The 16,338-nt window shown below is 58.5% G+C and carries 18 protein-coding genes and 1 tRNA gene; 9 read left to right on the top strand and 10 right to left on the bottom strand.

Going from position 1 to position 16,338, the window contains the following annotated elements:
* On the bottom strand, positions 1-918 hold the full coding sequence (locus B9Z40_RS13305; protein WP_199172567.1) for a YicC/YloC family endoribonuclease: 918 nt from the start codon (positions 916-918) through the stop codon (positions 1-3).
* Positions 919-1,091: 173 nt separating this feature from the next.
* Between B9Z40_RS13305 and rph the strand changes: the two genes are divergently transcribed.
* The 3 genes from rph to hemW are packed head-to-tail and all read left to right on the top strand — an operon-like array spanning position 1,092 to position 3,692.
* Positions 1,092-1,850 (top strand): ribonuclease PH, encoded by a 759-nt coding sequence (gene rph, locus B9Z40_RS13310; RefSeq protein ID WP_100173820.1) that lies wholly within the window; start codon positions 1,092-1,094, stop codon positions 1,848-1,850.
* Positions 1,851-1,869: 19 nt separating this feature from the next.
* On the top strand, positions 1,870-2,484 hold the full coding sequence (rdgB, locus tag B9Z40_RS13315; protein ID WP_100173876.1) for an RdgB/HAM1 family non-canonical purine NTP pyrophosphatase: 615 nt from the start codon (positions 1,870-1,872) through the stop codon (positions 2,482-2,484).
* Positions 2,481-3,692: a radical SAM family heme chaperone HemW gene (gene hemW / locus B9Z40_RS13320; RefSeq protein WP_100173821.1), complete on the top strand. Its 1,212-nt coding sequence runs from the start codon at positions 2,481-2,483 to the stop codon at positions 3,690-3,692. The genes rdgB and hemW overlap by 4 nt, the downstream gene beginning before the upstream one ends.
* Positions 3,693-3,722: 30 nt before the next feature.
* On the opposite strand, the gene B9Z40_RS13325 is transcribed toward hemW, so the two are convergent.
* A complete protein-coding gene (locus B9Z40_RS13325) occupies positions 3,723-4,280 on the bottom strand; it encodes a hypothetical protein (RefSeq protein ID WP_199172568.1) in 558 nt (185 codons plus the stop codon).
* Complete coding sequence (locus tag B9Z40_RS13330; RefSeq protein ID WP_233204916.1) at positions 4,277-4,594, bottom strand: hypothetical protein; 318 nt, start codon at positions 4,592-4,594, stop codon at positions 4,277-4,279. Before B9Z40_RS13330 ends, B9Z40_RS13325 begins: the two co-directional genes overlap by 4 nt.
* A gap of 141 nt (positions 4,595-4,735) precedes the next feature.
* Here B9Z40_RS13330 and B9Z40_RS13335 point away from each other — a divergent pair, with 141 nt between their 5' ends.
* On the top strand, positions 4,736-5,701 hold the full coding sequence (locus tag B9Z40_RS13335) for a Gfo/Idh/MocA family protein (protein WP_100173824.1): 966 nt from the start codon (positions 4,736-4,738) through the stop codon (positions 5,699-5,701).
* Positions 5,702-5,750: 49 nt separating this feature from the next.
* Here B9Z40_RS13335 and B9Z40_RS13340 read toward each other — a convergent pair.
* The 7 genes from B9Z40_RS13340 to ureA all read right to left on the bottom strand — a co-directional run bounded on the left by B9Z40_RS13340 (position 5,751) and on the right by ureA (position 10,281).
* Positions 5,751-5,838: transfer RNA gene (locus B9Z40_RS13340), tRNA-Ser, on the bottom strand.
* A 33-nt stretch (positions 5,839-5,871) separates the two neighbouring features.
* Positions 5,872-6,543, bottom strand: coding sequence for an urease accessory protein UreG (gene ureG, locus B9Z40_RS13345; protein WP_100173825.1), 672 nt, complete (start codon positions 6,541-6,543; stop codon positions 5,872-5,874).
* Positions 6,540-7,229, bottom strand: a complete 690-nt coding sequence (locus B9Z40_RS13350; protein ID WP_100173826.1) for an urease accessory protein UreF — start codon at positions 7,227-7,229, stop codon at positions 6,540-6,542. The genes ureG and B9Z40_RS13350 overlap by 4 nt, the downstream gene beginning before the upstream one ends.
* Positions 7,219-7,893 carry an urease accessory protein UreE gene (gene ureE, locus B9Z40_RS13355; RefSeq protein WP_100173827.1) on the bottom strand — a complete coding sequence of 225 codons (675 nt, stop codon included), beginning with the start codon at positions 7,891-7,893 and terminating at the stop codon, positions 7,219-7,221. Before ureE ends, B9Z40_RS13350 begins: the two co-directional genes overlap by 11 nt.
* Positions 7,893-9,635, bottom strand: coding sequence for an urease subunit alpha (gene ureC, locus B9Z40_RS13360; protein ID WP_100173828.1), 1,743 nt, complete (start codon positions 9,633-9,635; stop codon positions 7,893-7,895). The genes ureE and ureC overlap by 1 nt, the downstream gene beginning before the upstream one ends.
* 1 nt (position 9,636) lies before the next feature.
* The gene (locus B9Z40_RS13365; protein WP_100173829.1) at positions 9,637-9,966 is read right to left on the bottom strand and encodes an urease subunit beta; all 330 of its coding nucleotides are present in this window, start codon (positions 9,964-9,966) and stop codon (positions 9,637-9,639) included.
* Positions 9,967-9,978: 12 nt separating this feature from the next.
* Positions 9,979-10,281, bottom strand: coding sequence for an urease subunit gamma (gene ureA, locus B9Z40_RS13370; protein WP_100173830.1), 303 nt, complete (start codon positions 10,279-10,281; stop codon positions 9,979-9,981).
* 224 nt (positions 10,282-10,505) lie between these two features.
* On the opposite strand from ureA, the gene urtA reads away from it, so the two are divergent.
* The 5 genes from urtA (at position 10,506) to urtE (ending at position 16,167) form a co-directional block, all read left to right on the top strand.
* Positions 10,506-11,777, top strand: a complete 1,272-nt coding sequence (gene urtA / locus B9Z40_RS13375) for an urea ABC transporter substrate-binding protein (protein WP_100173877.1) — start codon at positions 10,506-10,508, stop codon at positions 11,775-11,777.
* Positions 11,778-11,877: 100 nt separating this feature from the next.
* Positions 11,878-13,461 carry an urea ABC transporter permease subunit UrtB gene (urtB, locus tag B9Z40_RS13380; protein WP_100173878.1) on the top strand — a complete coding sequence of 528 codons (1,584 nt, stop codon included), beginning with the start codon at positions 11,878-11,880 and terminating at the stop codon, positions 13,459-13,461.
* Between the two features lie 14 nt (positions 13,462-13,475).
* The gene (gene urtC / locus B9Z40_RS13385; protein WP_100173879.1) at positions 13,476-14,588 is read left to right on the top strand and encodes an urea ABC transporter permease subunit UrtC; all 1,113 of its coding nucleotides are present in this window, start codon (positions 13,476-13,478) and stop codon (positions 14,586-14,588) included.
* Entirely contained in the window at positions 14,585-15,460 is an 876-nt protein-coding gene (gene urtD, locus B9Z40_RS13390; protein ID WP_100173831.1) for an urea ABC transporter ATP-binding protein UrtD, read from the top strand. Before urtC ends, urtD begins: the two co-directional genes overlap by 4 nt.
* 2 nt (positions 15,461-15,462) lie before the next feature.
* On the top strand, positions 15,463-16,167 hold the full coding sequence (gene urtE, locus B9Z40_RS13395) for an urea ABC transporter ATP-binding subunit UrtE (protein ID WP_100173832.1): 705 nt from the start codon (positions 15,463-15,465) through the stop codon (positions 16,165-16,167).
* The last annotated feature ends 171 nt before the right edge of the window (positions 16,168-16,338 follow it).

The following is a 16,338-nucleotide window of genomic DNA, read 5'->3' on the forward strand; positions in this document are numbered from 1 at the left end:
TTATTCGATGTTCTGAACTTGTTCGCGCATTTGCTCGATCAGCACTTTCATGTCCACCGAGATGCGGGTCATCTCGAGCACGGCCGATTTGGAGCCCAGCGTGTTGGCTTCGCGGTGCAATTCCTGAATCAGGAAGTCCAAGCGCTTGCCAATGTCGCCACCTTTGGTGAGCAGGCGTGAGAGTTCGTCCAGGTGTGAGCGCAAGCGTGTGAGTTCTTCGGCCACGTCGATGCGGATCGCAAAAGCGGTCGCTTCTGTCAGCGCCCGGTCTTGGGCTGCTTCGGGCAGGTGGCTGCCGTCGGCCAGGGCCATGGCGTCTTTCCAGCGTTCCAAAAAGCGTTGGCGCTGCTGCTCGACCAGTTGCGGCACCAGCGGAACGGCCTGTTCGGCCAGGCTGCGCAGCTGCTCAATGTGGCCTTGCAGCATCTCGGTCAGCCGTGCGCCTTCTCGGGCGCGGGCTTCGCGCAGTGCGTCTACCGCTTGGGTGGCCAGTAGCATCCAGGCCGCTTCGTCTGGGGCAGCTTGGCCCGAGCTGCCAGCGGTCATGCGCAGCACATCGGCCACGCTCAAAGGTCGGGCTTCGGGCAGCCAGTCTTTTATCTTGTCTTGCAGGGCTGCGATTTTTTGCAGCGCTTGGTGGTTGGGGGCTTGCAGGGCGGCACCGTCACCGGCATCTTGACTGGCCCTCACTTCGACTTTGCCGCGTTTGATCTGTCGCGTGATCAGTTCGCGCAGGCCTGGCTCGAGCTGGCGGAGCTCTTCAGGCAGGCGAAAACTCAGGTCCAAAAAGCGGCTGTTGACCGAGCGGATTTCGAACCCCAGCCGGGCTGTGGGGGCCGTGCTGGAAGGGGTTTCACCGTCTGCGGCCAGCGGGCTGTGCTGCACGCTGGCGTATCCGGTCATACTGTAAACTGACATCGATCAAGTTCCTTGTGGCAGCGACTGACCAAACCGGCCTTTGTGCGCTGCAAATGTCCAGCCTAACAGCTGAGCATGAAACGAGGCATTATCTCAAACTCTTGTGTCTGACCCGCCCTCCTGCTTTCGGGCGCATTTTCAGGACACAGGTCCAACACCATTTCAGCGCCACCATGAACACCACCCACGCATATGTCCGAACCGGTCGCACTGCCGACGCCCTGCGCCCTGTGCGCATCACCCGCGGTTACACCGTGCACGCCGAAGGCTCGGTCCTGATCGAATTTGGCCAGACCCGCGTGCTGTGCACTGCTTCGGTCGAAGAAAAAGTGCCGGGCCACAAAAAAGGCAGTGGCGAAGGTTGGGTGACGGCCGAATACGGCATGCTGCCCCGCGCCACCCACACCCGGGGTGACCGCGAAGCCGCTCGCGGCAAACAAAGCGGCCGCACGCAAGAAATCCAGCGCCTGATTGGCCGCTCATTGCGCGCCGTGTTCGACCTCAAAAAACTGGGCGAACGCACCATTCACCTCGACTGCGATGTGCTGCAAGCCGACGGCGGCACTCGCACGGCCAGCATCACGGGTGCTTTTGTGGCCGCCCAAGACGCTGTCAGCTGGTTGATGAAGACCGGCAAACTGACCGAATCACCGATCCTGGACCGCGTGGCGGCCATCTCGGTGGGCCTGAAAAGTGGTACCGCATTGCTCGACCTCGATTACCCCGAAGACTCGGCCTGCGACACCGACATGAACGTGGTCATGACGGGCGCTGGCAATTTTGTGGAAGTGCAGGGCACCGCCGAGGGCGTGGCCTTCACCCGCGTCGAGATGGACCGCATGCTGGCGCTGGCCGAAAAAGGCATTGCTCAGCTGGTGCGACTGCAAAAGCAGGCGCACGACGAGCCCCAAACGCTGACTTTCAGCGCTTGAAGCGAGGGCCATGGCGCACATGAAAATCGTTCTGGCTTCCAACAACGCGGGCAAACTGGCCGAATTGCAAACCTTGTTTGCGCCTTTGGACATGACGCTGGTGCGCCAGTCCGAGCTGAACATTCCCGAAGCCGCAGAGCCTTTCAAAACCTTTGTTGAAAACGCCTTGGCCAAAGCTCGGCACGCAGCGCAGCTGAGTGGATTGCCGGCCTTGGCCGATGACGCGGGCCTGTGTGTGGACGCTTTTGGCGGTCAGCCCGGTGTGGACACGGCTTATTACGCCACCCACTTTGGCTACCCCAAAGGCGATGACACCAACGTCACCGCTTTGCTGGAACAAATGCAGGGCATCACGAACCGCCGTGCGGCCATGGTCAGCACCTTGGTGGCTGTGCGCAGCGCTGACGACCCTGAGCCGCTGATTGCCGTGGGCCGGGTGGTCGTCCAGATCACGCCTGAGCGCCGTGGCACGAACGGTTTTGGTTTTGATCCGGTCATGTTCTTGCCTGAGTTTGGCAAGACCTTTGCCGAGTTGCCCCCTGAGGTGAAAAACGCGAACAGCCACCGAGGACGCGCGGCGCAAGCCATGCTGGTGCTGATGCGCGAGCGCTGGATGGAAGGCGCGGGTGCATGAGCGCCAACATGGATCCGGTGCACGCCATGCGCCCTGGCGTGCTGCAACTGAACGCCTTGCCGCCCCTGTCGCTCTATGTGCACCTGCCTTGGTGCATCAAAAAGTGCCCTTATTGCGACTTCAATTCGCATGAATTCCGTGAGGGCGCTGATCCTGTATCGGTGCAAGACGCCTACATCAACGCGCTCTTTGCCGACCTGGAAGCCAGCTTGCCGCTGATTTGGGGCCGCAGCATCCAGACCGTGTTTTTGGGCGGGGGCACACCCAGCCTGTTTTCACCCGAAGCGATTGACCGTTTGGTCTCGGGTATCCGGGCACGGGTGCGATTGGCACCTGACGCAGAAATCACCATGGAGGCCAACCCCGGCACTTTTGAAAAAGACCGTTTCAAAGCCTTCAGGCAGGCGGGCATCACCCGCTTGTCGATTGGCGTGCAGAGTTTTGACAATGCGCACCTGAAAGCCTTGGGCCGTGTGCACAACCGCGACCAAGCCTTGGCTGCCGTGACCGAGGCTGCGCAGGTGTTTGACACCTTTAACCTCGACCTGATGTACGCCTTGCCGGGCCAAACGCTCGAAGGCCTCACACAAGACATCCAGACCGCTTTGGCCTTTGCGCCGCCGCACATTTCTATTTACCACCTGACGATTGAGCCCAACACGGTGTTCGCCAAGTTTCCGCCTGCTTTGCCCGAAGACGATCTGGCCTACGAGATGATGGACCGCATCACCGAGCTGACGGCGTCGGCTGGGCTGGGCCGGTACGAAGTGTCAGCCTATGCCAAACCTGGGCACCAGTGCTCGCACAACCTGAATTACTGGCAGTTTGGCGATTATTTGGGGATTGGTGCCGGGGCGCACAGCAAGCTCAGCTTTGCGCACCGCGTGTTGCGGCAGGTGCGTTACCGCGAGCCTGCGCTTTACATGCAACAAGCCATGAAGGGCGAGCCCGTCACTCAAAGCAACGAAGTGACACGCCAAGAGTTGCCGTTTGAGTTCATGCTCAATGCGCTGCGTTTACGGAGTGGGTTTGCATTGGCCGATTACGTAGACCGCACGGGCTTGGCCATGACCAGCATCCAAAAAGGACTGCTGGAGGCCGAGAAAAAGGGGTTGGTGGGCCGTGACCTGCACCGGGTCTGGCCAACGGAAAAAGGCTTCGACTTTTTGAGCGACTTGCAGGCGCTGTTTTTGGCTGAGGGCGATTGACTTCAAATGTGAAGCGCAATCCAACCCCATTCAGTTTTTAACGCGTACCCGGTCCAACACAAATTTAAAGGCGTAAAGCATCAACAGCGCACCTGTGACGTTGCCAAAAAACATTGGCCAGACATCCACCCAGGGGTTCACGTTGGGCTTGTCTATCAGCAGCCACAACAATTGATGGGCGATAGCACTGGCGGCTGAAAATGCAAGCGTCATGTTCAGCAATTGGCGTGTTGTGAGCGAATGCAGTTGTTGGTTCAACCATTGGCGCATGGTCAAGTACTTCAAAATCAACCAGGGCGTGAAACCACTGACAACACCGTTCAATATGGCCAAGGTTTCATTGGAGCCGCCAAACAGTTCGCGGTCAATGTACCAACTGCCCAGCATCAGACCCAATCCCCCTGAAAAGCCCAATACGAGCACCAAGATGATTCGGAAACCTGCTGGCAAAAAGACCCAGCTGACACCTTGGCTGTGTTCAAGGCTCGCAAAAATCCAAGAATTGAACTGAAAGAAACCCACAAATAAAATGGCGCTGAAAGCGATCAGCATCGATTTTTGAAGGGCGTCTTGAATAAATCGCGTCATGCTTGCGGGGTTTGGTTGGCCACCTGCATTGACTGCCCTAAGTTATTGAAGTAGTTCAATGTCCGGGGGGTTGGAATCAAAAATTTGGCGCGTCTGTCGCCTTCCAAATTCAAGGTGCTGAGCATTTCTTTTTCACGCAAACGCGTGACGCGCTTGTGCAAAGTAGCAGGTGAGCCCAGATCGGCCAATGCAATGGCTTCGCGCACGGTCATGGGCGAGTTTTCGTGCCAACGCAGGACCACGGCTTGTAGCAAAGCTTGCTCGTTGGCGTCCATTTCCATGCCATCTGGCAAGGCTTGGATGACTTTAGCCAACTGTAAAAAACGCAAGTATGCGGAAGCAAAAGGACTTTTTGGGCTATTGGTGTTTTCCATGCATTGATTTTATCGAATTTCCGTTCTGAACAGCAGGGTGTTGATGGTCAATTGTTAAGCTTATGACATTAGGAGATACAGATGACACATCGATTGGCCATCATCGGGCTCGGCATCATGGGCCGACGCATGCTCGAAAACGCGTTGCAACACCCCGCTTTTGAAGTTTGCGGTGTTTGGGACCCGTCCGCCGAGTCGGTCGGCAAAACACGCGAAGCCCACCCGACAGCCCCTTTTGCGGCCAGTGCTGAAGCCGCCATGGCGGGCGCCGACGTGGTTTATTTGGCTTGCCCGCCTGGACCGCGCAAAGCTTATGCCCTGCAAGCTGCTGCGGCCGGCCAAGGCGTTTTCATGGAAAAGCCGCTGGGCACTGACAACGCCCAAAGCCGCGACCTCGTCGCCCAGTTGCGCCATGCCCGTTTGCCCGGTGTGGTCAACTTCACACAAGCCGCTTCGCGGGGTTTCGAAGAACTTCACCGAGCCATCAACGCTGGCGAAACAGGCGAAATTTTGGGCATTGACATCGTTGTGAATTACCCTGCTTGGCCACGCGCTTGGCAAAAAGACGCCGACTGGCTGCGCCTGCGCCATGAAGGCGGTTACACCCGCGAAGTGATTTCGCATTTCTTGTTTTTGGCTGGGCGTTTTTTGGGGCCGCTGACCCTGGAACACGCATCCCCTCGATACCCGCAGGACCCAACTCTTTGCGAGTTGGACATGCTGGCCAGGTTGACCACTGCAAACGGTAAACCTGTGACCGTCATGGCCACCACCGGAGGCCAGCAACCCGACCGTCAGGAAGTCACCGTGCGCGGCAGCCGCATGAACCACCAGTTCCGCGAGTTTTACCAACTGTGGCGCTCAGAAGGCGGCCCTTGGGTGGAGGCTTTGGACTGGCGCACCGAAGATCCGCGCACCAGTGCCTTGCAGCGTCAATTGAGCGAGGTGGATTCGTGGCTGCAAGGCAAGCCGCACAAACTGGCGACAGCCGAAGAGGCTTTGCAGGTTCAGGAGTTGGTGGAGGCGATGCTGGTGGGAAAGAGGTGAAGGGTCTGCTCCATGCAAAACGCCCCTTGAAAGGGGCGTTTTTGTGTATTGGCGGAAGCGGTGAGATTCGAACTCACGGACCTTTTCAAGTCGCCGGTTTTCAAGACCGGTGCAATCGACCACTCTGCCACGCTTCCTTGGGGATGGATTGTAACGACTAAAAAAGTCGTTCAACCTTGGCCGAGCATCCCGCGTTTTTCAATGAAAGCCACCACCTCGGCCAAGCCGTCCAGCGTTTTCAGGTTGGTCATCACCCAGGGGCGCGTCTCGGGGTTGGGGCGCATGCGGTTGGTGTCGTCGCGCATCACTTGCAAATCTGCGCCCACATGCGGGGCCAGATCGGTTTTGTTGATGACGAACAAATCGCTTTTGGTGATGCCGGGTCCGCCTTTGCGGGGAATCTTTTCGCCTGCGGCCACGTCGATCACGTAGATGGTCAGGTCGCTCAATTCGGGGCTGAAAGTGGCGGCCAGGTTGTCGCCGCCGCTCTCGATGAACACCACGTCGGCGTTAGGAAACTTCTCCAACATGCGATCAATAGCTTCGAGGTTGATGGACGCGTCTTCGCGGATGGCCGTGTGCGGGCAGCCACCGGTTTCCACGCCCATGATGCGGTCCGCAGGCAGGGCGCCACTCACCGTGAGCAGGCGCTGGTCTTCTTTGGTGTAGATGTCGTTGGTGATGGCGATCAGGTCCCAGCGCTCGCGCATGTTTTTGCACAGCATCTCGAGCAGTGTGGTTTTGCCGGAACCCACAGGCCCGCCAATGCCCACACGCAGGGGCGGCAGTTTTTTGCTGCGGTTCGGGATGTGGTGCAGTGCAAAAGAGGATGTGCTGTTCATGATCGGAAAATTCGGGAGTATTGGGTTTCGTGACGTGCCGACAGGATGGCCAGCATGGGGCTGAAGGCTTGGCGTTCTTCGTCGGTCATTTGCATGGCGGTTTGCACGGCCAAGGGGATTTCGCGGGCCAGCCGCGCCAACATGCGCTGTCCCGCGCTTTGGCCCAGCGGCACGGCCTTGAGGGCAGCTTGGGTCATGTTCTCGGCCCAGCCAAAGGCGACCGCTTGCAGTGCTTGCTCAAGGGGCGCTTGCGCCAAGGACAAGGCCAGCGCCATGGCCAAGGGGTAGGTGGGCGGCAATTGGGCGCAGCAGACCAGCTGCGCGTCGCTCGCTTGTTGCAGGTTGCGCAGCCAGTCGAGGAGCGATCGACCCATTTGCTCGGCTTGCAAGCGCATCTCGGCGGTTTCTCGGGTGGTCATCACCCAATCGTTCAGCGCTTGGAGGCGCTGGGTGTCCATGCACTGCCAGGCGGGTATGGCTTGAGCCAGCACGGCCATGTCGCCTCGTGACTGCGTCAGGTGCAATTGGTCCACCACCCAGTCGGTGGCGCTGGCTTCGTTGTGCACCAGGCCTTGTTCGATGGAGGCCTCCAGTCCTTCAGAGTAAGAGAAGCCGCCGATCGGCAACGCTGGCGATGCGAGCCAAATCAGTTGCAGCAGGCCTGTCGGCGCAGTGTCAGTGGTCATGACCGCAGCCGGGGCCGTGCACATGCGGGTCAGCAGGGGCCGCGCGGACGGGGATGGCGATGCGTTTGCCAGCTGGCGGTTTGGCTGCAGGTGCCGCGTGTTCGTGCTGGCAATCGGGACCGTGCACATGGGGCTCGGCGTGGGCTGCGTGCGCATGATCCGCATGGCCATGTTCGTGGCTGTGCCCATGTCCATCTGAAGCTGCGCCATGGTCGCCATAGGCACCGTTTTCGGGCTCGAAAGGTTCTGACACTGCCACCACCGTCATGTGCATGGCCCGTAGCATGTCGGCCAGAACATGGTCGGGCTCGATCTTCAGGTGGTCGGGTTTGAGTTCGATCGGCACATGGCGGTTGCCCAGGTGGTAGGCGGCGCGGGTCAGGTCAAAAGGCGAGCCGTGTTCGCTGCAAGCGGTGATGCGCAGTACGTTTTGTGGTGCGGCTTCGACACGAAGGAGTGAGCCATCTTCGGCCACCAGCACATCGCCACCGCGCACCACGGTGCCCCGAGCTAAAAACACCCCAAGTGCACGCCCTGCGCTGTCTGTGGCGTCAAAGCGGCTTTTTTTTCGGGTGTCCCAGTCGAGCGTGATGGTGCTGGCGCGTTGGACCAACACACGGGCCAGGCCACGGCCTTGGGGCATGAGTTTGGAGCAGAGGATCATCAGAACAAAAAGTAGCGTTGCGTCATGGGCAGGCTGGTGGCCGGTTCACAGACCAGCAGTTGGCCGTCGGCGCGCACCGCGTAGGTCTGTGCATCGACCTCCATCCGTGGCGCGTAGTCATTGTGAATCATGTCCTTCTTGCCCACTTGGCGGATGTTCTTCACGGCCGACAAGGTTTTTTGCAAGCCATAACGCGCACCAATGCCCGCTTGCAAACCGGCTTGCGAGACAAAGGTCAGCGAGCCGCGAGAAAGCGCCCCGCCATAGCTGCCAAACATCGGACGGTAGTGCACCGGTTGTGGTGTGGGGATGGACGCGTTCGGGTCGCCCATGGCGGCGAGTGCGATGAAACCGCCTTTCATGATGAGTGCAGGTTTCACGCCAAAGAAGGCGGGCTTCCAGATCACCAGATCGGCCCACTTGCCCACTTCGATGCTGCCCACTTCGTGGCTCATGCCGTGTGCGATGGCGGGGTTAATCGTGTACTTGGCGATGTAGCGTTTCACGCGGGCGTTGTCGTGGCGGTCTGTGTCGCCTGGCAGGCTGCCGCGCTGCTGCTTCATCTTGTGCGCGGTTTGCCAGGTGCGGATGATGACCTCGCCCACCCGGCCCATGGCCTGGCTGTCGCTGCTCATCATGCTGATGGCGCCCAGGTCGTGCAGGATGTCTTCGGCCGCAATGGTTTCTTTGCGGATGCGGCTTTCGGCAAAGGCCAGGTCTTCGGCAATCGCCGGGTCCAGGTGGTGGCAGACCATCAGCATGTCCACATGCTCGTCGAGCGTGTTGATGGTGTAAGGCCGTGTGGGGTTGGTCGATGATGGCAGCACATTGGCTTCGCCCACCACTTTCAAAATGTCGGGGGCATGCCCACCGCCAGCGCCTTCGGTGTGGAAGGTGTGGATGGTGCGGCCCTTGAAGGCGGCCACGGTGTCTTCCACAAAGCCCGATTCGTTGAGCGTGTCGGTGTGGATCGCCACTTGCGTATCGGTTTCTTCGGCCACGCTCAGGCAGTTGTCGATGGCCGCGGGGGTGGTGCCCCAGTCTTCGTGCAACTTGAGGCCAATCGCCCCTGCGCTGATCTGCTCGTGCAGCGCAGCAGGCAAGCTGGCATTGCCCTTGCCCAAAAAGCCCAGGTTCATCGGGAAGGCGTCGGCCGCCTGCATCATGCGCTCGATGTTGAAAGGGCCAGGTGTGCAGGTGGTGGCAAAAGTGCCGGTGGCCGGGCCTGTGCCCCCACCCAGCATGGTGGTCACGCCGCTGGCCAGGGCCTCGTCAATCTGCTGGGGTGCGATGAAGTGGATGTGTGAGTCGATGCCGCCTGCGGTGACGATCAAGCCTTCGCAGCTGATGATCTCGGTGCCGGGGCCGATGACGATGTCCACGCCCGGCTGTGTGTCGGGGTTGCCGGCTTTGCCAATGGCGGCAATGCGGTTGCCGCGCAGGCCGATGTCGGCTTTCACGATGCCCCAGTGGTCGATGATGAGGGCGTTGGTCAGCACGCAGTCCATCGCACCAGGTGCTTCAGGGCCCGTTCCGTGGGCGGCATTGGTGCGCTGCGATTGCGCCATGCCGTCACGGATGGTTTTGCCACCGCCGAATTTCACCTCTTCGCCGTAGCCGCCCGCTTGCAGTGTGAAGTCTTTCTCAACCTCAATCACCAAGGCGGTGTCTGCTAGGCGAACGCGGTCGCCCACTGTAGGGCCGAAGGTTTCTGCATAGGCGCGTTTGTCAATGTGGGCCATGTCAATTGCCTCGTGCTTTCTTGTCGTCAAGTTCGCCTTGGGTTAAACCGCGAAAGCCGTACACCACGCGATCGCCCGCATAGTCCACCAGCTCCACCGTGCGTTGTTGGCCAGGTTCAAAGCGCACAGCCATGCCCGAGGCGATGTTCAGGCGCATGCCGTGCGCGGCAGCGCGGTCAAAGCGCAAGCCCGCATTGGTCTCGGCAAAGTGGTAGTGCGAACCCACTTGAATGGGGCGGTCGCTGCCGTTTTGCACCACAAGGGTGCAGGTGCGGCGGCCCACGTTCAAGTCGTGTTGGCCGGGATCGATCAAAAGTTCACCGGGGATCATGTGCTGTGCCTCTTAAACAATGGGTTGGTGCACGGTCACCAATTTGGTGCCATCGGGAAAAGTGGCTTCGACCTGGATGTCAGGGATCATTTCGGCGATGCCGTCCATCACGTCGGCACGCGTCAAAACGGTGCGGCCTTCGCTCATCAATTGGGCCACGCTCTTCCCATCCCGTGCGCCTTCCATGACAGCGGCACTGATCAGCGCGATGGCTTCGGGATAGTTGAGTTTCAGGCCACGCGCCTTACGGCGTTCGGCCAAAAGGCCTGCTGTGAAGATCAACAGCTTGTCTTTTTCGCGGGGAGTCAGTTCCATATTGGTGCGCTCTGCTTGAGTTGGTGCATTGAATGTGGTCAATGTAGCAAAGAGCGTGCCCCTTTATAGAGGGTGTCTGATTTTCTAGGGAAATCGCAGGCCCATTTGGGGTGCATCAGGGTGCTTTGTGAAGCTGGCACGGCGTTTGCAATGAGTGAACCAGCGTTGCAAGTCTCCGCGTGTTTGTTTGAACAACCTACTTTCCTGATTGGAGTGATCTCATGTTGAATCGTCGTGGCCATCTCAAAGCCCTCGCAACTGCCGCTGCCATTGTGGCTGGCAGCTTGACCATTTCTGTGCAGGCCTTGGCCGCCGACACCATCAAGGTGGGCGTTCTGCACAGCTTGTCCGGCACCATGGCCATCTCTGAGACCGTGTTGAAAGACACTGTGCTCATGGCCATTGATGAAATCAACGCCAAGGGTGGCGTGCTCGGCAAAAAGCTCGAGCCCGTGATCGTGGACCCGGCTTCCAACTGGCCTTTGTTCGCAGAAAAAACCAAGCAGTTGCTCGGCCAAGACAAAGTCTCGGTCATCTTCGGTTGCTGGACTTCGGTGTCGCGCAAATCGGTTTTGCCAGTGGTTGAAGAAATGAACGGCTTGCTGTTCTACCCCGTTCAGTACGAAGGTGAAGAGCTGTCGAAAAACGTGTTTTACACAGGCGCTGCACCCAACCAGCAAGCCATCCCAGCTGTTGATTACCTGATGAGCAAAGAAGGTGGCGCGGCCAAGCGTTGGGTCTTGCTGGGCACCGACTATGTGTATCCCCGTACCACCAATAAAATCTTGCGCGCTTACCTGAAAAGCAAAGGCGTGGCTGACAAAGACATCGACGAAAAATACACCCCGTTTGGCCACAGTGATTACCAAACCATCGTGGCCGATGTGAAGAAATTCTCTGCTGGCGGCAAGACCGCTGTGGTGTCCACCATCAACGGTGACTCCAACGTGCCTTTCTACAAAGAATTGGGCAACGCCGGCCTGAAAGCCAAAGACGTGCCCGTCGTGGCCTTCTCGGTGGGTGAAGAAGAACTGCGCGGCGTGGACACCAAGCCTTTGGTCGGTCACTTGGCGGCATGGAACTACTTCATGTCCATCAAGAACCCTGCCAACGACGAGTTCACCAAAAAGTGGGCCGCTTATGCCAAGGCCAAAAACATCGCTGGTCACAAAGACAAGCCTCTCACCAACGACCCGATGGAAGCCACTTACATCGGCATCAACATGTGGAAGCAAGCGGTTGAAAAAGCCAAGTCGACTGACACCGACAAAGTGATCGCGGCCATGGCTGGTCAGACCTTCAAGGCGCCAAGCGGTATTACCAGCAAGATGGACGAGAAAAACCACCATTTGCACAAGTCGGTGTTCATCGGCGAGATCAAGGCCGATGGCCAGTTCAACGTGGTCTGGAAGACACCTGGCCCCGTGAAGGCCAAGCCATGGAGCCCCTTCATCCCCGGCAACGACGTCAAGCCTGACGAACCCGCCAAGAAGTAATCGTTTCAACGCGTTCTGAAAAAAGGGAGGGCGCAGTCCCTCCCTTTTTTCTGGAAGATGATCCACGGGCCACGTTGTGCCCGACCATGAGATGAGCAAGATGACACGATGGATTTTGAAAGCCGCGTTGATCGCCACTGCTGTTTGGGGCCTGACGGCCGCACAGGCTCTGACGATGGACGAGGCGCTGGCGATTTCAGTCGGCGAAAGCGATGCGCGTGTGCAGGCACTGGCGCAGGCCGTGGCCCAAGGCGATGAGAAGACCGCCGCATTTCTTCAGGCGCTGGCCGACGATGTGGTCAAAGTGGCCAAAGACCAGGTGCTGGTGGTGCGTGATGGCCAAGGCCTGAACCCGGTGACCGGGCAAGTGGTGCCCGTGCCCCAAGACAACGAAGATGTGATGCTGAACAACCGCTTGCGCGGCGAGATTGACACGGCCTTGGCGGCGCTGAAGTTGTTCAGTCCAGAGGTGAAGGTGCGCCGATTGGCCGCCTTGTCATTGCTGAAAGAGCCCGATGCCAGCCGTAGGGCGCTGCTGGACAAAGCCTTGGTAGCTGAAAAAGACCCGCAAGTTCAAAACCTGGTGCGACAAGCGCGTGCCGCCGCCATGCTGACCAGCGAGGCGCCCAATGACCGCTTGCTGGCCGCCCGCGAACTGGCCGACAGCCAACAACCTGAAACCTTGCTTTTGCTGAACCAGCAACTGGCCCAAGAGCAAGCCCCCTCGGTGAAAAAACAAATTCAAACAGCGTTGATCACCGTGCAGGAGGGCCTGCGCTGGGGCGAACGCCTGGGCACCTTGTTCACCGGGGCCAGCTTGGGTTCCATTTTGTTGTTGGTGGCTTTGGGGCTCGCCATCACCTATGGCCTGATGGGTGTGATCAATATGGCGCATGGCGAGCTGATGATGATCGGCGCCTATGCCACATATGTGGTGCAAGCGGCATTTCGCCAATACTTGCCGGGGGCATTTGACGCCTACTTGATCGTGGCCATACCGATGGCCTTCTTGGCCTCCGCAGTTGTCGGGGCTGTGATGGAGCGTACCGTACTCAAGCATTTGTATGGCCGCCCGCTTGAAACTTTGCTCGCCACCTGGGGCATCAGCTTGGTGCTCATGCAGGGTGTTCGCAGCTTGTTCGGTGCACAAAACGTGGGAGTGGAAAACCCTTCTTGGATGAGCGGTTCGCTGCAGTTGCTGCCCAATTTGCAATTGCCTTGGAACCGGGTGCTCATCATTGTGTTTGCCGCTGCGGTGCTGGTCGGTATGGCGCTGTTGATTGGCAAGACGCGCTTGGGCTTGTTTGTGCGCGGCGTCACGCAAAACCGTCCCATGGCTTCTTGCATGGGCGTCAACACTGCCCGCATTGACACCTACGCTTTTGCATTGGGCTCGGGCATTGCCGGTTTGGCGGGCTGCGCCTTGAGCCAAGTCGGCAACGTGGGCCCTGATTTGGGGCAGAGCTACATCGTGGACTCGTTCATGGTGGTGGTGCTGGGCGGTGTGGGGCAGCTGGCGGGCACGGTTTACGCCGCTTTGGGCCTGGGCTTGGCCAACAAATTGCTCGAAGGTTGGACCGGTGCGGTGCTGGCCAAGATCGCGGTGTTGGTGTTCATCATTGTCTTCATCCAGAAGCGCCCACAAGGCATCTTCGCGATGAAGGGTCGCAGCGCTGAAGCGTGAACGGGGATATGAACATGACGAAATTTGAACTTCCATCTCACGCGCCTTTGCTGGGGCGCAAAGCCTGGACGGCTTTTTTGCTGGCACTCATCGTGGTGGGCGTGCTGGCCCCTGTGCTCAACTTGTGGGTGCCTGCAGGCAATCCTTTGCACTTGAGTGACTTCGCAGTGTCTTTGGTTGGCAAGATCATGTGCTACGCCATTTGCGCTTTGGCCATGGACCTGATCTGGGGCTACACCGGTATTTTGTCGCTGGGCCATGGCCTGTTCTTCGCGCTGGGCGGCTATGTCATGGGCATGTACCTGATGCGCCAGATTGGGCAAGACGGCAACTACAAAAGCGAGTTGCCCGACTTCATGGTCTTTTTGGATTGGAAAGAGCTGCCTTGGCACTGGATGCTGTCGGACAGCTTCATCGCCACACTTTTTCTGGTGGTGCTGGTGCCAGGCTTGATTGCTTTTGTGTTCGGCTACTTTGCCTTTCGCTCACGCATCAAGGGGGTGTACTTCTCCATCATCACCCAGGCCATGACCTATGCGGCCATGCTCTTGTTCTTCCGCAATGAAACTGGTTTTGGCGGCAACAACGGTTTTACCGATTTCAAACGGATATTGGACTTGCCGATTGCCACCCCCAACATGCGCATGACGCTGTTTGTGTTGACCGGATTGACGCTCTTAGGCTTCTTTTTGTTCTCGCGTTGGTTGGTAGGCAGCAAATATGGCCGCGTGTTGATGGCGATTCGTGACGCCGAAACGCGTGTCATGTTTTCGGGCTATTCGCCACTGCCTTACAAGCTCAGCATCTGGGTGATCTCTGCCGTGATGTGCGGCATTGCAGGGGCTTTGTATGTGCCGCAGGTCGGCATCATCAATCCCGGTGAAATGAGCGCCGCCAATTCGATTGAGATGGCGGTGTGGGCGGCGGTGGGTGGCCGTGGCACCTTGATCGGCCCGATCGTGGGTGCATTTTTGGTCAACGGTGCCAAGAGTTGGCTCACCGTGACAGCCCCTGAGTTTTGGCTGTACTTTTTGGGAGCACTGTTCATTGCGGTGACTTTGTACCTGCCTCAGGGGGTTGTGGGTTTGGTGTCCAAGTTCAAAAACAAGAAAGGCGGTGCCGCATGACGCCCGACCTGCTGAAAAAAGGCGCTGAGCGCGTGGCCCGTTTGGCGCAGCAACGTGTGGAATCGACAGAATCTGGTGGCCGCAGCGCAGGCTATGGTCGTGTGCTGCAAGACGCGAATGAGGTCGATGTGACCCATGGTCGCATCTTGTATCTGGAAGACGTGAGCGTGAGCTTTGACGGTTTCAAGGCCATCAACAAGTTGTCGCTCGACATCGCCCCCGGCGAGCTGCGCTGCATCATCGGACCCAACGGCGCGGGTAAGACCACGATGATGGACATCATCACCGGCAAGACCCGGCCCGACGAAGGCACCGTGTTCTTTGGCAGCACCATCGACTTGCTGCGCCACAACGAACCCGAGATCGCCCAATTGGGCATTGGGCGCAAGTTTCAAAAGCCCACGGTCTTCGAGCACCTCACCGTGTTTGAAAACCTCGAACTCGCTTTGAAGACACCCAAAGGCGTGAAAGCCTCGATGTTCTTCAAGCTCGATTCGCGCCAAAGCGACCGCTTGGCCGAAGTGCTGCACACCATCCACCTGGCGGACAGCGTCAGCAAGCCCGCTGGCTTGCTCAGCCACGGGCAAAAGCAGTGGCTCGAGATCGGCATGCTGCTCATGCAAGACCCCAAGCTGCTCTTGCTCGATGAGCCCGTGGCCGGCATGACCGACCATGAAACCGAACGCACGGCCGAGTTGTTCCTCACGCTCAAAGGCAAGCATTCACTGATGGTGGTGGAGCACGATATGAGCTTCATCCGCACCATCTCGGACATCGTCACAGTGCTGTGCGACGGTTCGGTTCTGGCGCAAGGCACGCTCGATCAGGTGCAAGCCGACGAGCGTGTGATCGAAGTTTATTTGGGGCGCTGACCATGCTTGAAGTCAAAAAAATCCATCAGTACTACGGCGGCTCGCACATCCTGCGCGATGTGAGTCTGAGCGCCGAACAAGGGCAAGTCACCGTGTTGCTCGGACGCAACGGCGTGGGCAAAACCACCTTGCTCAAATCGCTCATGGGTCTGGTGCCGATCAAAAGCGGCAGCATCACCCTCAGCAATCAAGACCTGACGAATGCCAAGCCCTATGAACGCGCCGCCGCAGGCATTGGCTATGTTCCTCAAGGCCGTGAAATCTTTGCCCGCCTGACGGTCGAAGACAACTTGCTCATGGGCTTGGCCACACAACCAGGCGGCACGCCGATTCCGCCGGAGTTGTTTGAGTTGTTCCCTGTTCTGAGACAAATGCTGCACCGCCGGGGCGGTGACCTTTCAGGCGGCCAGCAACAGCAGCTGGCCATTGCCCGCGCACTGGCAGCCAAGCCGCGATTGCTCATACTGGACGAACCCACCGAAGGCATCCAGCCCAGCATCATCAAAGACATCGGCCGCGTGATTCGCCAACTGGCTGATGTGGGGCTGCAGGGCCAGCGAATGGCCGTGCTGCTTTGCGAGCAGTACTACGACTTTGCCGAAGAATTGGCTGATCAGTATCTGGTGATGGAGCGCGGAGAGGTGATTGCCCGTGGACCGGGCAGTGAGATGAAAGAAAAGAACATTCAGCAACTGGTGGCGATTTGAAAAGGCCGATTTTGGAATGCTGAAGGTATAAGTCGGCTAAGCAGCTTGGATTCAACCGATCGATGCAACACACTAGAAACTGCTTTAGCAGAAGGAGTGTTGCAGATGAAGCGAAGACCTAGAATTTACTACTCTGATAGCCAGAAGGCCCTAATGTGGGAACGCTGGAAA

The organism is Limnohabitans sp. 15K, assembly GCF_002778285.1.
Lineage (GTDB): Bacteria > Pseudomonadota > Gammaproteobacteria > Burkholderiales > Burkholderiaceae_C > Limnohabitans_A.

Coding starts and splice junctions, on each gene's coding strand:
- B9Z40_RS13305 (WP_199172567.1), bottom strand. CDS start 918: ATGTCAGTTTACAGTATGACCGGATACGCCAGCGTGCAGCACAGCCCG.
- rph (WP_100173820.1), top strand. CDS start 1,092: ATGAACACCACCCACGCATATGTCCGAACCGGTCGCACTGCCGACGCC.
- rdgB (WP_100173876.1), top strand. CDS start 1,870: ATGAAAATCGTTCTGGCTTCCAACAACGCGGGCAAACTGGCCGAATTG.
- hemW (WP_100173821.1), top strand. CDS start 2,481: ATGAGCGCCAACATGGATCCGGTGCACGCCATGCGCCCTGGCGTGCTG.
- B9Z40_RS13325 (WP_199172568.1), bottom strand. CDS start 4,280: ATGACGCGATTTATTCAAGACGCCCTTCAAAAATCGATGCTGATCGCT.
- B9Z40_RS13335 (WP_100173824.1), top strand. CDS start 4,736: ATGACACATCGATTGGCCATCATCGGGCTCGGCATCATGGGCCGACGC.
- ureG (WP_100173825.1), bottom strand. CDS start 6,543: ATGAACAGCACATCCTCTTTTGCACTGCACCACATCCCGAACCGCAGC.
- B9Z40_RS13350 (WP_100173826.1), bottom strand. CDS start 7,229: ATGACCACTGACACTGCGCCGACAGGCCTGCTGCAACTGATTTGGCTC.
- ureE (WP_100173827.1), bottom strand. CDS start 7,893: ATGATCCTCTGCTCCAAACTCATGCCCCAAGGCCGTGGCCTGGCCCGT.
- ureC (WP_100173828.1), bottom strand. CDS start 9,635: ATGGCCCACATTGACAAACGCGCCTATGCAGAAACCTTCGGCCCTACA.
- B9Z40_RS13365 (WP_100173829.1), bottom strand. CDS start 9,966: ATGATCCCCGGTGAACTTTTGATCGATCCCGGCCAACACGACTTGAAC.
- ureA (WP_100173830.1), bottom strand. CDS start 10,281: ATGGAACTGACTCCCCGCGAAAAAGACAAGCTGTTGATCTTCACAGCA.
- urtB (WP_100173878.1), top strand. CDS start 11,878: ATGACACGATGGATTTTGAAAGCCGCGTTGATCGCCACTGCTGTTTGG.
- urtC (WP_100173879.1), top strand. CDS start 13,476: ATGACGAAATTTGAACTTCCATCTCACGCGCCTTTGCTGGGGCGCAAA.
- urtD (WP_100173831.1), top strand. CDS start 14,585: ATGACGCCCGACCTGCTGAAAAAAGGCGCTGAGCGCGTGGCCCGTTTG.
- urtE (WP_100173832.1), top strand. CDS start 15,463: ATGCTTGAAGTCAAAAAAATCCATCAGTACTACGGCGGCTCGCACATC.